Below are 13,164 nucleotides of genomic sequence, written 5' to 3'. Positions count from 1 at the left end.
GTAGTTATACGAATATAACACTTCAAAAGATAAGGGATTGTCTTTCATAACATTACAAAAATAGGCTATTAAATTAGTGATTAAAATTTTTGCAATATACACTTTATCTAATAGAAATATGTATTTTATCGGATAAAAATGTATTTCATCCGATATTTACAGCTATTTCTTTAAGACACTGCTATTTAAAAAAAGTTACTAATCCGAAAAATTACACCTTATTTTGAAGCAAAAGCTTTCACATCACTTTCACTGACTTCTTTTTCACCCAGAATTATTAAACGTTCAACAACATTTCTTAATTCTCGTATGTTACCTGTCCAATCATAATTTTGAAGTAATTTAATCGCTTTTGCTGAGAATGACTTTTTAGCATTGCCTTGTTCGCCAGAAATCTTATCCGCGAAATAATTAATTAAAAGAGGAATATCTTCGCGTCTATCGTTTAATGCTGGCACTTCAATTAAGATCACTGCTAACCTATGGTATAAATCTTCCCTAAACTTTCCATCGGCAATCTCCTTTTTAAGATTTTTATTTGTAGCTGCTACAACTCTAACATTCACTTTAATATCCTTATCACTACCAACACGCTGAATACGACTCTCTTGTAATGCTCTCAGAACCTTAGCTTGAGCAGATAGACTCATATCTCCTATTTCATCTAAGAATATGGTTCCGCCATTTGCAGCTTCAAATTTACCGGCTCTATCTTTAGCTGCAGAAGTAAACGCACCTTTGACGTGACCGAATAATTCACTTTCAATTAATTCACTTGGTATTGCTGCACAGTTAACTTCAATCATAGGGCCTTTAGAACGATCACTTTTTTGATGTAACCAATGTGCTACGAGCTCTTTCCCTGTACCGTTTGGACCTGTGACTAAAACACGAGCATCAGTTGGTGCTACTTTATCAATCATATCTTTGATACGCGCAATACCATCGCTTTTACCAATCATTTCGTAGTTTTTACTGACTTTTTTCTTCAGCATTTTATTCTCTACAACTAATTCTTTGCGGTCTAAAGCGATTCTAACAGTATTTAATAACCTATTTAAATCTGGTGGCTTTGAGATATAATCAAAGGCACCTAAGCGCATAGTGTTCACGGCTGTATCTAAATCACCATGTCCAGAAATCATAACCATTGGTGTTTCTGGTTTAATTTTCTTTACGGCTTCTAAAACTTCCACACCATCCATTTTTGGCATTTTAATATCGCAAAGCACTAAATCATAATCCTCTTTTTTAATCTTTTCGATACCTGCTAAACCGTCTTCTGCCTCCTCTACTTGGTAGGTATCATTTTCTTCAGAGAGTATTTTAACTAGTACTCTTCTAATTGCAGCTTCGTCTTCTATTATTAATATTTTTGGCATAATTATAATTTAAATTTTAATCCACTTCTAAAATAGAAGGCATTCAAGTCATTTAGTTTATAGACATCTTTTCTATCATCATCTCTCAAATGATTACTCAATAAAAAGGTATAACCGACATAAGAGTATGCTATTAAATGTTTTGTAAAACAATATTCATACCCAAGTCCTCCAATGGCAACTGAAAGTGAAATATTATCAGCAACCTTCTGATTTACAGCTATAGGATTTTGAATATTTGCAAAATAACCATCCAGACCTGCAAAAGTTTGCAAGTGGCTTTTTTCGTTAAAGAAATATTTTACGTTAGACTTTGGTACACCAAGGCTAAAAGACCATTTTTCATTGACACGTCTATAATAACTCACAAATGGCAACGGAAACGGAATACCTGCTGTAGAATTATAAGTAAGTCCTAAAATTAATCGGTAAGGTCTTTTTAAATCTTCAGAATCAGTTCTGTCCTTAATTGCAAAAACACCACCATTTAAAAAGAGGTCATTCGAGGTAAGATCAGTTGTTAGCGTAGATGCAATTCTTGGTGTAACTTTTAATCCCAATCGCCAATGTTCGCTAGTTTTAAACGTATAACCTAAGCTAAAATCAATTACATGTAATTTCTCTAATTGTTTAATATTAAAAGGATAATCTTCTTCAAGATTAAGTATCATTCTATTATATTCTGCTCCAACAATGAGATAGTTTTTTTCTTTAATTTTAATAGGGTAATTAAACGAAGCTTTTAAACGAGTATATTGATCTTCTGATTTACTGCTAGGAATAAATGAATATTCTAAACGCGCCAAATCTGTTAATTGTGCTTGCGCAAGTTGCAAACAGCCAAAACATAATATGACGAGTAAAGTATAACATTTTGATAAGCGTAAATTCATTTAATCTTTCTATTTTTCTTATTTAATAATGTGTATATCGCGCTGTGGAAATGGTATGGAAATATTATTTTCTCTAAACAGTCGATCAATTTCAAAACGTATTTCGCTTTTAGGAAATTGTGCCTTGAAGCTATCCGATAATGTAAAAACCAATTTAAATTCTAAAGCACTGTCTCCAAAATTTGTGAAAACCACGTTTGGTTCAGGCATAGATAACACATCATCATTTGTACTTGCGGCTTGCAGAAGTAATTTTCTAACCAATTGTACATCGCTTCCGTAAGCTACACCAACTTCCACATTTTCTCTTGTAGTAGAGCCGTTTTGTGTCCAATTATAAAGACTATTCTCTAGATACAAGTGATTGGGAATTACCAATACTTTATTATCTATAGTAACAGCTCTAGTAGTTCTTAATTTTATTTCCTCTACTCTACCTACTTTACCCTCAATTTCAATAATATCGCCTACATGTACAGTTTGATCTATTAAAATAAAAACACCAGAAATAATATCCTTAAACAACGTTTGTAACGCTAAACCAATACCTATAAGTAAAGCCGCTGAAGCAGCAAAAACAGCTGTAACATTGACGCCCACACTATTAAGTGTTATTAAAAAGATAACAAGATAAACTACCCATCTAAAATAGCCATATACCACGTTAAATTTGCCCTTATCTTCGTTAGGTAATTTTCTGGTAATGATTTTTAAAACTACCCTTAAAACTATAGTAGTTAAAAAAATTGCAGTGACAATAATGATTACATCCAAAATAGAAATACTGATATCATTACCGATATCCATATGTAAGCCTAAGAATTCCTTGGTTTTTTCCCAAATGGTACTCTCAGTTATCTTTTCTTCTATTTCAGTTAAGTTTTGAATCATTAAGTTAATATTTCAACCATTTAAATAATTCCTTATAGGTTGGCTTTTTTCCATACATCAAAATGCCAACTCTATAAATTTTTGCGGCAAACCATACTGCCAAAATGAATGTACCTATTAATAATAATAACGATAATCCTTGTTGCCAAAGCGGTACACCAAACGGAATACGCATTAACATAACAACAGGTGATGTTAATGGAATAAATGAAAACACAGTTGATACTGTTCCATGTGGATCTTCAATAACTGTAAAAACACCAACGTAAACGGCTAAAATTAGTGGCATTAAAATAGGCAGCATAAATTGTTGCGTATCTGTTTCATTATCCACTGCTGCACCAATAGCTGCATATAGCGAGCTATAAAGTAAATAACCACCAATGAAGAAAAACATAAATGCAATTATTAAGTTGGTCATTGGCAAATTACCTATAGCAACTATTAAATTCTCAGCCATCGCTTGCGCTCCTTCAGCTTGTATCGCTTGGTTCATCATTTCTTGCTGTGGTGTTTGCACCTGCGTTAAATCAATTCCAAAAATCGTTGATACAACAACCATTAAAACACCTCCCAAGATTACCCAAATTACAAATTGAGTAACACCTGCCAAAGATGTACCAATTATTTTACCCATCATAAGCTGAATGGGTTTTACAGACGAAATAATAACCTCTATAATTCTACTTGTTTTTTCTTCAATTACACTGCGCATTATCATATTACCATAAATGATAATAAACATAAATAACAAGTAACCTGCAGCGCCACCAAATGCTAATTTTACAACATTATCTATTTTAGAACTTTTTTCACCTTCAAAACTCTCTTGCTGTATTTCTATATTAGTTTTAGAGGCTTCAATTTGTGCTATTGAAACGCCATCTTTTTGAAGCTTCATTTCTCGTAATCGTTTTTCTATTTTTTGCTCCAGTCCAGACATAATACTAAGGGAAGGTGAATCTTCTGAATAGAATTTTACATTATCCGCAAATACACTTAAAGAATCTACTTTTGCAATGTGTAGCAAGCCATAATCCTCCTTTTCCTTTACTAGAATCAATGCGTCTTCCAATTCAAGACCATTTAACTTTGTATATGTAGTGTTATCCGTATTTTGAAAAACATCTTTTAAATAACCCGTTTCATCTAAAATAGAAATGGTTCGTTGCTTATCATTATTTAATTGAGATAAATAAGCGACTACGGCAATTAGAGCAATCATTATAAGCGGACTTAAAAAAGTCATAATCACAAATGATTTATTCTTCACCTTTGTGAAATATTCACGTTTTATAATTAATGGTAAGTGATTCATCCTTAATTATTTTTTATTGTTTGAATAAAAATATCACTAGCAGAAGGTATAACTTCTACAAAGTGATGCACTTGTGCTCTAGATGTTAAAAATGAAAGTAAATCGTTGGGAGAATTGTGTTCTCCTAACTTAATATTTAATTTAATATCATCATTTAAATTTCTAAATGTTGCCGGAAGCACTTCAAATTTATCCTGAATTTCAGCAAAAACTCTATCCTTATCTAATGACTCTAAACCTACCTCAAAAGTATTTGTCTTATTTTGACGTTTAATGTCATTTAACTTTCCGTCTAAAATTTTGTTAGATTTATGTATTAATGCAATATGGTCACATAATTCTTCCACAGACTCCATTCTATGTGTAGAAAAGATGACTGTTGCACCTTCCTCTCTTAATTGTAAAATTTCGTCCTTAATCAGATTTGCATTAATAGGATCAAAACCAGAAAACGGTTCATCAAAAATCAATAATTTTGGTTGATGCAATACAGTAACAACAAACTGAATTTTTTGAGCTTGCCCTTTACTTAGTTCTTGTATTTTTTTGTTCCACCAATCTCCAATTTCTAATTTTTCGAACCAATACTTTAATCGCTTTTTAGCCTCAGTCTTACTCAACCCTTTCAATTGTGCCAAATACAGACATTGTTCACCAACTTTCATAGACTTGTACAAGCCTCGCTCCTCTGGCAGGTAACCAATATCTCTAATATGTTCTGGTTTTAATGGCTGACCATCTAAAAGAACAGTACCTTGATCTGGCATTGTTATTTGGTTAATAATTCTTATTAACGTGGTTTTACCTGCTCCGTTTGGACCAAGTAATCCAAATATGCTACCTTTTGGCACAGCAATAGATACTTCATTTAGTGCTTTAAACTTTCCGAAATTTTTAGAAACGGAATTAGCAACTAACAAGTCATTCATACAAAACTAAATTTTAGGGTTTGGTTATTACGTAAAGATATTAAATGTAATAGATATTGAATAATTATACCATACAATTTGTATTAAATTTAATTAATCAAAAATAGGTCTAAAAAATAATTAGTTCTGATAATTGTATTATGAAGAATATACACTAAATCTAACGAACCGAAGCATAAATTATTGATATTTATAGTAACGACTACAAAAACAAAACCCACCCTTATGGTTAGACAAGGATGGGAAAAAATTGCTATGAAAAAGAAAAATTATCGCCAATTATTATTAGCGATAATTCAAATATAGTATTTTTTCTTAAAAAGAAGCCTATTATGAAAACATATCTTTTACTTTTTCAAAAAAAGATTTATCCGAGCTTTCTGGTTTAGGCTCAAAATGCTCATCTTCTCTCATGCTTTCAAAAAATGCTTTTTGTTTTTTACTTAAAGTCTTTGGTGTCCAGACGTTTACATGCACTAACAAATCACCTTTTCCGTAACCATTAATACTTGGTATTCCTTTACCTCTTAATCTTAAGATTTTACCAGACTGAACACCTGGTTCTATTTTTATTCTTACTTTACCAGTAACAGTATCTATTTCTTTAGAATTTCCTAATACAGCATCTGGTAAACTCACATACATATCGTAATGTAAATTATCGCCTTCGCGTTTTAATGTCGCATGCTCTTCTTCTTGTATAGCAACCAATAAATCTCCGGCAATACCATTACCTGGTGCGTCGTTACCTTTTCCTGTAACTTTTAATTGCATACCATCAACGACACCTGTTGGTATTTTAACAGTAACTGTTTCTTCTGATACTTTTAACCCTTGTGCATCTGCATCTGAAGGTTTTTTATCAATAGACTGACCGGCTCCACCACATGTAGGACAAGCTGCAGAAGTTTGCATACGACCCAAAATAGTATTGGTAACTCTAGTCACTTGACCAGTCCCATTACAAGTTTCACACGTTTTATAAGTTGTATCTGGCGCTTGTATTTTACGTTTTACTTTTATTTTCTTTTCTACGCCATTAGCAATATCTTCTAAAGATAAAGTAACACGAATACGCAAATTACTTCCTTTAACAACACGTTGTCTACCGCCTCCACCGAAGCCACTGAATCCACCTCCTCCAAAGCCACCTCCGAAAATATCTCCGAATTGACTAAAGATGTCATCCATATTCATTCCGCCTCCACCGAAGCCACCTCCACCATTACCGTCAAAGGCTTGGTGACCAAATTGATCATAACGTGCTTTTTTGTCAGCATCACTTAAAACTTCGTAAGCTTCGGCTGCTTTCTTAAATTTTTCTTCAGCACTGCTATCATCAGGATTTTTATCTGGATGATATTTTAAAGCCATCTTACGATACGCCTTTTTTATCTCTCCTGCTGTTGCACCTTTACTTATGCCTAATACTTCGTAATAATCTTCTTTCATCAACTTAATTTCTTCGTTTCACAAATATTTGGAACTCGTATTATAGATTTTATTGCCCTATAACGACTTTAGGAAAACGAATTACTTTATCTCCCAATTTGTAACCGTGTTCTACAACATCAATAATTTTTCCTTTTAAATCGTCTGATGGTGCTGGGATTTGCGTAATTGCTTCATGATCATCAGCGTTAAATGTATCACCTTTGTTCACTGCTATTTTAGAGAGTCCCTTCTGTTCTAAAGTGTTTACCAATTTATTGTATATCAATAAAACACCTTTTCTTAGCTCTTCTGCCTCTTTATCGTCTTCAATATGCATCAATGCACGCTCAAAGTCGTCTAAAACAGGTAACATAGAAACCATTACATCCTGACTAGCAGTTTTAAACAATTCTATGCGCTCTTTTGTTGTACGCTTTTTGTAGTTTTCAAATTCAGCAAACAATCGCATAAATTTATCCTTCTCTGCAACCAATTGATCTTGCAATTGCTCCTCTGGAGAACGTTTTTCTTGAATTTCTGCATCAGCCTCTGCTGTTGTTGTAGCCTGATCCTCAACTTGTGGTTCTTCTACTTTTGTATTCTTATCTTTTTTACTCATTTTGAGTTCTATTTAAATCTTTGATTTAGAATTGGCAAAAGTACTGCCATTATTATAAAAATGTCAAAATGTCATTAACATTTTTTTATCATAATTTCACCTTACTATTACCTACCTTTGTTTAACATTAACTAACTCATAAAAAAACATTGATATGAAAAGCCAATTTTTTAAAATTTTTACATTAATTACTATAATAACATTTGTAAGCTGTGGAGACAAAGCTAAAGAAGCTGAAACAACGAAGGCTGAAGAAGCTGCCGTTGCTGAAGTCTCAGCTACAACCTATAACGTAAACACTGAAGAATCTAGTATTAGCTGGAAAGGTTTTAAGCCAACCGGTTCTCACTTTGGAACGATTGCAATATCTGAAGGTACTATAGATATTAACGGTGAAACTATTGAAAGTGGAAGTTTTACAATTGATATGAATAGTATTGTTGTTAGTGATATTCCTGCTGAAGAAGAAGGTAACGCTAAACTTGTTGGTCATTTAAAAAATGCTGACTTTTTTAACGTTGAAAAACACCCAACAGCTAAATTTGAAATTACAGGTATTGAAACTGTAGAAGGCAAAACCATGCTTTCGGGAAATTTAATGATAAAAGAAGCTACAAATAATATCAGTTTCCCTGTAACTACAGAAATTAAAGATGATATGATTGCTCTAACTAGTGAAACCTTTACTATTGACCGTTCTAAGTGGAATGTTGAGTATGGTTCAAAATCATTCTTTGATAATTTAGGAGATAAATTTATTAATGATGATATTGAAATGAAGGTTACCTTAACGGCAACAAAAGCTTAAGCATAATTATATTTATGTTGTAAAGAGAGAGCAGTCATTAAATGGCTGCTTTTTTTTTGTTAATATTTAACTTACATAAATATAAACTTAATAGCAGCGATCATACCAATAAAACCTATAAAGGCAAGTAGAATCCAAATAGTACCTTTATAATATTTTCTATGTAGTTTAAGATCTTTACGATACTGGTAACCTACAATAATTACGAAAGCTATAAAAAATAATATTCCAAAAATCAATTGACCAGTACTAAACATCTTCTTATTTTTATGCAAAAATAGGAATTAAACCAACAACTATGCAAGACAAAATTAATGCAGTTAAAGCTTTTCATACAGCTTTTAAGATAGGACATCGCGAAACTCCAAAAGCAGACCTTGGTCTAGACAAAAACTTATTGCGTTATGAACTTATGCGAGAGGAAAACGAAGAATATCTAGAAGCAGCAAAATCCAATGACTTGGTTGAAGTCGCTGATGCATTAGGCGATATGCTTTATATTTTATGTGGTACTATTATAGAACATGGTATGCAGCACAAAATAGAAGAAGTTTTTGAAGAAATACAACGCAGTAATATGAGTAAATTAGGCGCTGATGGTGAACCAATTTACCGAGAAGATGGCAAAGTTTTAAAAGGCCCAAACTATTTTAAACCCAACATAAAAGAGATTTTAGAATCATAGAAAAAGCAGCCATTTGGCTGCTTTTTTTTATGTAAGTATATATCTAAAGAGCGTATTATTTAACTTCACGTCTCCACCCATGTTTATCTTCAGATACATTATACTGTATATTCAATAAAGTTTGTTTAAACAATTTAGCATAAGAATCCTCTGCTCCAACACCAGAAATTTCAAATAATTCCTCATTATGCTGAAATGCAGAAATCTCACTGATTACAGCTGCTGTACCTGCTCCAAATACTTCTTTAAGACTGCCAGCTTTTGCTGCTTGCTTAATTTCATCAACTTTTACTTGTCTTACTTCGCAGGTAATTCCTAAATCTTCAGCTAATTGAATAATACTCTTACGTGTAATACCATCTAAAATACGATCACTAACTGGTGCGGTAATCAACTTGTCATTCACTCTAAAAAACACATTCATTGTTCCTGCTTCTTCAAGATATGAATGCGTATCAGCATCTGTCCAGATTATTTGCTGAAACCCTTCCTTCTGCGCTAAACTTGTAGGATAAAATTGTGCAGCATAGTTTCCAGCCGCTTTTGCAGCACCAACACCTCCATTTGCAGATCTACTAAATTGCTCTGCAACCAATACACGTACTGGTGAGTTATAATACGATTGTGCTGGTGAACAGATAATCATAAAACGATAAGTATTTGCAGGTGAAGCCGAAATAGCTGGTTCGGTTGCAATTACAAAAGGGCGTATATATAACGAGTTACCAATTCCTGGTTTAATCCAATCATTATCTAATTTTAATAAGGCTTCTAAACCTTCAAAAAAATAATTTTCAGGAAAAGCAGGCATGGCCAAACGTTCTGATGATTTATTTATTCTATCAAAATTCTGCTTTGGTCTAAAAAGAAAAACTTTTCCATCATTATCCTTATAAGCTTTCATACCTTCAAAAACAGCTTGACCATAATGAAAAACCCGAGCAGACGGCTCAAAAGTCATCGCTTGGTAGGGCATAATTTTAGGTGCTTGCCATTCGCCATTTTCGTAATCACAGACAAACATATGGTCAGTAAAAACTTTTCCAAAATCTAGTTTACTAAAATCTACACTATTAATCTTTGTAGTTTCAGATTTTTCAATGCTAATATTCTGTGTCTGAATAGCCATAATTAAATGATGTTTAGCAACAAAAATACATAATCGACAGCGTTAAAAAAAAGTAATATTCCTTAAAATTGTTTAAATTTACAAATCGATAATTATTCAATAAAAAATCTATCAATAATGAAAAAAATAATTTTACTATCCGCAATTTGTTTCGCCCTGTTTTCATGCAAAAACGAAACTAAAACTGAGGTTGACACTAGCGAAGAAGCTACTAAAGAAATTGCCTACGCATCTTTTGGTAAAGAAATCACAGATAATGATGCACTTTCTCCTGAGCGAATGATGGAACATTACAAAGGTTTAAAAGTTGGCGACACTATTAATTCTAAAATGAAAGGGGAAATAATTGAAGTTTGTTCTAAAAAAGGGTGTTGGATGACTATTGATGCTGGTTCAGAAGAAGTCATGGTGAAATTTAAAGATTACGGTTTTTTTATGCCTTTAAATGCTGAAGGCGAAGTTGTAATTCACGGTAAAGCTTTTGTATCTGAAACTTCTGTTGATGAATTAAGACATTACGCAGAAGATGCTGGAAAATCTGAAGAAGAAGTAAATAAAATAACAGAACCTAAGTTTGAATACCGTTTTGAAGCAGATGGCGTTTTATTACAACAATAAATATCTCAGTTTATTTTTATTTTCATTTCTACTCTTAATAAATTGTAAAAACGAGGAAAAAGTAGCTGAATCAACTACTAAGAAAGTGGTTGAATACGATATGTATCAACCTTCTGAAATGGCGAATTTCATGAATGCCATGTATGCTTATAACCAACAGTTAAAAGCACAAATTATAGCTGGCGAAACACCAACGCATTTGCCTTTGGATTTAGCTAAATTACACTCGGCAGAAATGACTGATAAAAAAGGCAGAACAGCTGCTTGGAATAGTTTTGTAAATGTATTTATTGAGTCGCAACAAACCATTATAGATACCATCTCTAACGTAGATTTAAAAGAACGTTACAATGCATCAATTAATAATTGTTTAGGTTGCTATAAAACAGAATGTACAGGACCAATTCCAAAGATTAAAAAACTATTGATTCAATAAATTGAAACGAAAAATAATTACCACCTCAGATGGTTCTAAAACCATTCAAATAGAAGATTGGAACGAGCAATACCATTCCATTCATGGTGCCATACAAGAAGCAAACCACGTATTTTTAAAACATGGTTTGCTTTTTTATTCTGAATTTGTTTCAGAATCTAAACCCATTTCCATTTTAGAAATTGGTTTCGGCACAGGTCTCAATGCGTTTTTAACCTTGATTGAAGCCGAAAAATTGAAGTTAAAACTCAATTATACTGGTGTTGAAGCCTATCCTGTTCAGCTTGAAGAAATTAACCAGCTTAATTATGTGGAATTAATTTCTAAACCTCACGAAGCCGTTTTTAATAAATTACACAGTACGTCTTGGGAAACAACACACGATATCACTCCAGATTTTAAATTAGAAAAACAGGAAAAATTCTTCAAAGATATCACAGCTGTCAATGCTTACAACATCATTTATTTTGATGCTTTTGGTGCTCGCGTTCAACCCGATTTATGGACCGAAGATATTTTTAAAATAATGTATAACGCCTTACAAGACAATGGTGTTTTAGTAACGTATTCTGCTAAAGGAAGTGTAAGACGTGCTATGCAAGCTGTTGGTTTTATTGTTGAGCGCTTACCTGGACCTCCTGGAAAACGTGAAATGTTACGAGCCCAAAAAAAGGGCTCGTAACATTCAGCGACATGCAATGAGCTAAATGTTGAGAGCAACGAAACATTCAGTGAGCAAATAGCGAGCTAAATGTTAAAAGCAATGAAACATTCAATGAACGAATAGTAAATTAAATGTTGAGAGCAACAAAAAAGAGTGAATAGCATTCAGCAATATTTGTATAAACATAAATTAACCTTATCGTCACTTCGAGTAAAATTCCCTTTTTAGGAATTTGTATCGAGAAGCTATTCTATTAACAAGGTTCTCGATACAATTTTTTCGTACTTCAAAATCACTCGAACTGACGGAAACGTATGCATTAATATTTCAAACGTTAAATCCTAACTAAAACACTTACAGAACCTTTACACCTTTCGTATCTTTACATAAAAAAGAAAATGACCGTTTTAATAACAGGTGCAACAGGATTAATAGGACAAGAAATTGTAAAAAAATGTCATGCTGAAGGCATTGATGTACATTACTTAACGACTTCAAAATCAAAACTTAGTACAACAGACAATTACAAAGGTTTCTATTGGAATCCCAATAAAAACGAAATAGACCACAAATGTTTTGAAGGTGTTTCTGCCATCATAAATATGGTTGGTGCTTCTATTTCTAAACGTTGGACAGAGGATTACAAAAAACAAATCTTAGAAAGCAGAACGAAAACTGCAAAGCTGCTTCAAGACACCATAAAAACACATAATTATAAAATTAACCACGTGGTTTCTGCCAGTGCTATTGGCATTTATCCAACAAGTTTGGTTAATTATTACGAGGAAACAACTACCGAAATTTCAGATACGTTTTTAGGAAAAGTGGTTAAGGAATGGGAAGCTGCAGTCGATGGATTTAATACTTTAGGTTGTAAGGTTGCCAAAATAAGAATCGGTTTAGTCTTAGCCAAAGATGGTGGTGCTTTACCAGAAATTGTAAAACCCATAAAGTTTGGTGCTGGTGCTGCTTTTGGTAGTGGAAAACAATGGCAAAGCTGGATTCATGTTAAAGACTTAGCGTCACTCTTTGTCTTTGCGGTACAACAAAATTTAGAAGGTATTTATAATGGTGTCGCGCCTAATGCGGTTACTAATAAGGAACTGACTAAACTTGCTGCTAAAGTGTTACATCGTCCGTTGATTTTACCTAATATTCCAAAATTCGCTATGAAATTAGTTTTGGGCGAAATGCACATTCTTTTATTCGAAAGTCAACGTGTCAGTTCTCAAAAAGTAGAAAATGAAGGTTTTAATTTTCAGTATGTGAATTTGAAACCTGCTTTAGAGGATTTGTTGGGATAGATGGTTGACAGTTGACAGTTGACAGTTGACAGTTGACAGTTGACAGTTGACAGT

Annotated in this window: 14 protein-coding genes; 6 read left to right on the top strand and 8 right to left on the bottom strand. The window is 32.9% G+C overall.

Annotated elements, in window-relative coordinates:
• Positions 1–218: 218 nt before the first annotated feature.
• The 7 genes from ACJBCC_RS02015 to ACJBCC_RS01985 form a co-directional block, all read right to left on the bottom strand.
• Positions 219–1,382: a sigma-54 dependent transcriptional regulator gene (locus tag ACJBCC_RS02015; RefSeq protein WP_299099496.1), complete on the bottom strand. Its 1,164-nt coding sequence runs from the start codon at positions 1,380–1,382 to the stop codon at positions 219–221.
• A 2-nt stretch (positions 1,383–1,384) separates the two neighbouring features.
• Positions 1,385–2,275, bottom strand: a complete 891-nt coding sequence (locus tag ACJBCC_RS02010) for a DUF6268 family outer membrane beta-barrel protein (protein WP_299099494.1) — start codon at positions 2,273–2,275, stop codon at positions 1,385–1,387.
• Positions 2,276–2,293: 18 nt separating this feature from the next.
• Positions 2,294–3,166 carry a mechanosensitive ion channel family protein gene (locus ACJBCC_RS02005; protein ID WP_407556253.1) on the bottom strand — a complete coding sequence of 291 codons (873 nt, stop codon included), beginning with the start codon at positions 3,164–3,166 and terminating at the stop codon, positions 2,294–2,296.
• A gap of 4 nt (positions 3,167–3,170) precedes the next feature.
• Complete coding sequence (locus tag ACJBCC_RS02000) at positions 3,171–4,484, bottom strand: ABC transporter permease (RefSeq protein WP_299099491.1); 1,314 nt, start codon at positions 4,482–4,484, stop codon at positions 3,171–3,173.
• A gap of 2 nt (positions 4,485–4,486) precedes the next feature.
• Complete coding sequence (locus tag ACJBCC_RS01995) at positions 4,487–5,413, bottom strand: ABC transporter ATP-binding protein (protein WP_299099489.1); 927 nt, start codon at positions 5,411–5,413, stop codon at positions 4,487–4,489.
• Positions 5,414–5,743: 330 nt separating this feature from the next.
• On the bottom strand, positions 5,744–6,865 hold the full coding sequence (gene dnaJ / locus ACJBCC_RS01990; protein ID WP_407556252.1) for a molecular chaperone DnaJ: 1,122 nt from the start codon (positions 6,863–6,865) through the stop codon (positions 5,744–5,746).
• Between the two features lie 49 nt (positions 6,866–6,914).
• Positions 6,915–7,466, bottom strand: coding sequence for a nucleotide exchange factor GrpE (locus ACJBCC_RS01985; RefSeq protein ID WP_299099485.1), 552 nt, complete (start codon positions 7,464–7,466; stop codon positions 6,915–6,917).
• Positions 7,467–7,620: 154 nt separating this feature from the next.
• On the opposite strand from ACJBCC_RS01985, the gene ACJBCC_RS01980 reads away from it, so the two are divergent.
• Positions 7,621–8,274 carry a YceI family protein gene (locus ACJBCC_RS01980; RefSeq protein ID WP_299099482.1) on the top strand — a complete coding sequence of 218 codons (654 nt, stop codon included), beginning with the start codon at positions 7,621–7,623 and terminating at the stop codon, positions 8,272–8,274.
• 298 nt (positions 8,275–8,572) lie between these two features.
• Positions 8,573–8,959, top strand: a complete 387-nt coding sequence (locus tag ACJBCC_RS01975) for a nucleoside triphosphate pyrophosphohydrolase family protein (protein ID WP_157362990.1) — start codon at positions 8,573–8,575, stop codon at positions 8,957–8,959.
• 55 nt (positions 8,960–9,014) lie between these two features.
• Here ACJBCC_RS01975 and ACJBCC_RS01970 read toward each other — a convergent pair whose 3' ends face one another.
• The gene (locus tag ACJBCC_RS01970; protein ID WP_299099478.1) at positions 9,015–10,088 is read right to left on the bottom strand and encodes a branched-chain amino acid aminotransferase; all 1,074 of its coding nucleotides are present in this window, start codon (positions 10,086–10,088) and stop codon (positions 9,015–9,017) included.
• A 117-nt stretch (positions 10,089–10,205) separates the two neighbouring features.
• Here ACJBCC_RS01970 and ACJBCC_RS01965 point away from each other — a divergent pair, with 117 nt between their 5' ends.
• The 4 genes from ACJBCC_RS01965 to ACJBCC_RS01950 all read left to right on the top strand — a co-directional run bounded on the left by ACJBCC_RS01965 (position 10,206) and on the right by ACJBCC_RS01950 (position 13,110).
• On the top strand, positions 10,206–10,706 hold the full coding sequence (locus ACJBCC_RS01965) for a DUF4920 domain-containing protein (RefSeq protein WP_299099475.1): 501 nt from the start codon (positions 10,206–10,208) through the stop codon (positions 10,704–10,706).
• Positions 10,684–11,142, top strand: a complete 459-nt coding sequence (locus tag ACJBCC_RS01960) for a hypothetical protein (protein ID WP_407556251.1) — start codon at positions 10,684–10,686, stop codon at positions 11,140–11,142. The genes ACJBCC_RS01965 and ACJBCC_RS01960 overlap by 23 nt, the downstream gene beginning before the upstream one ends.
• Position 11,143: 1 nt before the next feature.
• On the top strand, positions 11,144–11,824 hold the full coding sequence (gene mnmD / locus ACJBCC_RS01955) for a tRNA (5-methylaminomethyl-2-thiouridine)(34)-methyltransferase MnmD (protein ID WP_299099472.1): 681 nt from the start codon (positions 11,144–11,146) through the stop codon (positions 11,822–11,824).
• 380 nt (positions 11,825–12,204) lie between these two features.
• A complete protein-coding gene (locus ACJBCC_RS01950; protein ID WP_407556250.1) occupies positions 12,205–13,110 on the top strand; it encodes a TIGR01777 family oxidoreductase in 906 nt (301 codons plus the stop codon).
• Positions 13,111–13,164: the final 54 nt, after the last annotated feature.

Source organism: Winogradskyella sp. 4-2091 (assembly GCF_045765065.1).
In the GTDB taxonomy this organism is placed as follows: domain Bacteria; phylum Bacteroidota; class Bacteroidia; order Flavobacteriales; family Flavobacteriaceae; genus Winogradskyella.
Note: the sequence above shows the minus strand (reverse complement) of the source record. Positions and strands in the feature narration are given on the sequence as shown.

Excerpts from the sequence above, each read along its gene's own strand:
- ACJBCC_RS01975 (WP_157362990.1), top strand. The coding sequence starts at position 8,573 with ATGCAAGACAAAATTAATGCAGTTAAAGCTTTTCATACAGCTTTTAAG.
- ACJBCC_RS01970 (WP_299099478.1), bottom strand. The coding sequence starts at position 10,088 with ATGGCTATTCAGACACAGAATATTAGCATTGAAAAATCTGAAACTACA.
- ACJBCC_RS01950 (WP_407556250.1), top strand. The coding sequence starts at position 12,205 with ATGACCGTTTTAATAACAGGTGCAACAGGATTAATAGGACAAGAAATT.
- ACJBCC_RS02000 (WP_299099491.1), bottom strand. The coding sequence starts at position 4,484 with ATGAATCACTTACCATTAATTATAAAACGTGAATATTTCACAAAGGTG.
- ACJBCC_RS02015 (WP_299099496.1), bottom strand. The coding sequence starts at position 1,382 with ATGCCAAAAATATTAATAATAGAAGACGAAGCTGCAATTAGAAGAGTA.
- ACJBCC_RS01960 (WP_407556251.1), top strand. The coding sequence starts at position 10,684 with ATGGCGTTTTATTACAACAATAAATATCTCAGTTTATTTTTATTTTCA.
- dnaJ (WP_407556252.1), bottom strand. The coding sequence starts at position 6,865 with ATGAAAGAAGATTATTACGAAGTATTAGGCATAAGTAAAGGTGCAACA.
- ACJBCC_RS01965 (WP_299099475.1), top strand. The coding sequence starts at position 10,206 with ATGAAAAAAATAATTTTACTATCCGCAATTTGTTTCGCCCTGTTTTCA.
- ACJBCC_RS01985 (WP_299099485.1), bottom strand. The coding sequence starts at position 7,466 with ATGAGTAAAAAAGATAAGAATACAAAAGTAGAAGAACCACAAGTTGAG.
- ACJBCC_RS02005 (WP_407556253.1), bottom strand. The coding sequence starts at position 3,166 with ATGATTCAAAACTTAACTGAAATAGAAGAAAAGATAACTGAGAGTACC.
- ACJBCC_RS01980 (WP_299099482.1), top strand. The coding sequence starts at position 7,621 with ATGAAAAGCCAATTTTTTAAAATTTTTACATTAATTACTATAATAACA.
- ACJBCC_RS02010 (WP_299099494.1), bottom strand. The coding sequence starts at position 2,275 with ATGAATTTACGCTTATCAAAATGTTATACTTTACTCGTCATATTATGT.
- ACJBCC_RS01995 (WP_299099489.1), bottom strand. The coding sequence starts at position 5,413 with ATGAATGACTTGTTAGTTGCTAATTCCGTTTCTAAAAATTTCGGAAAG.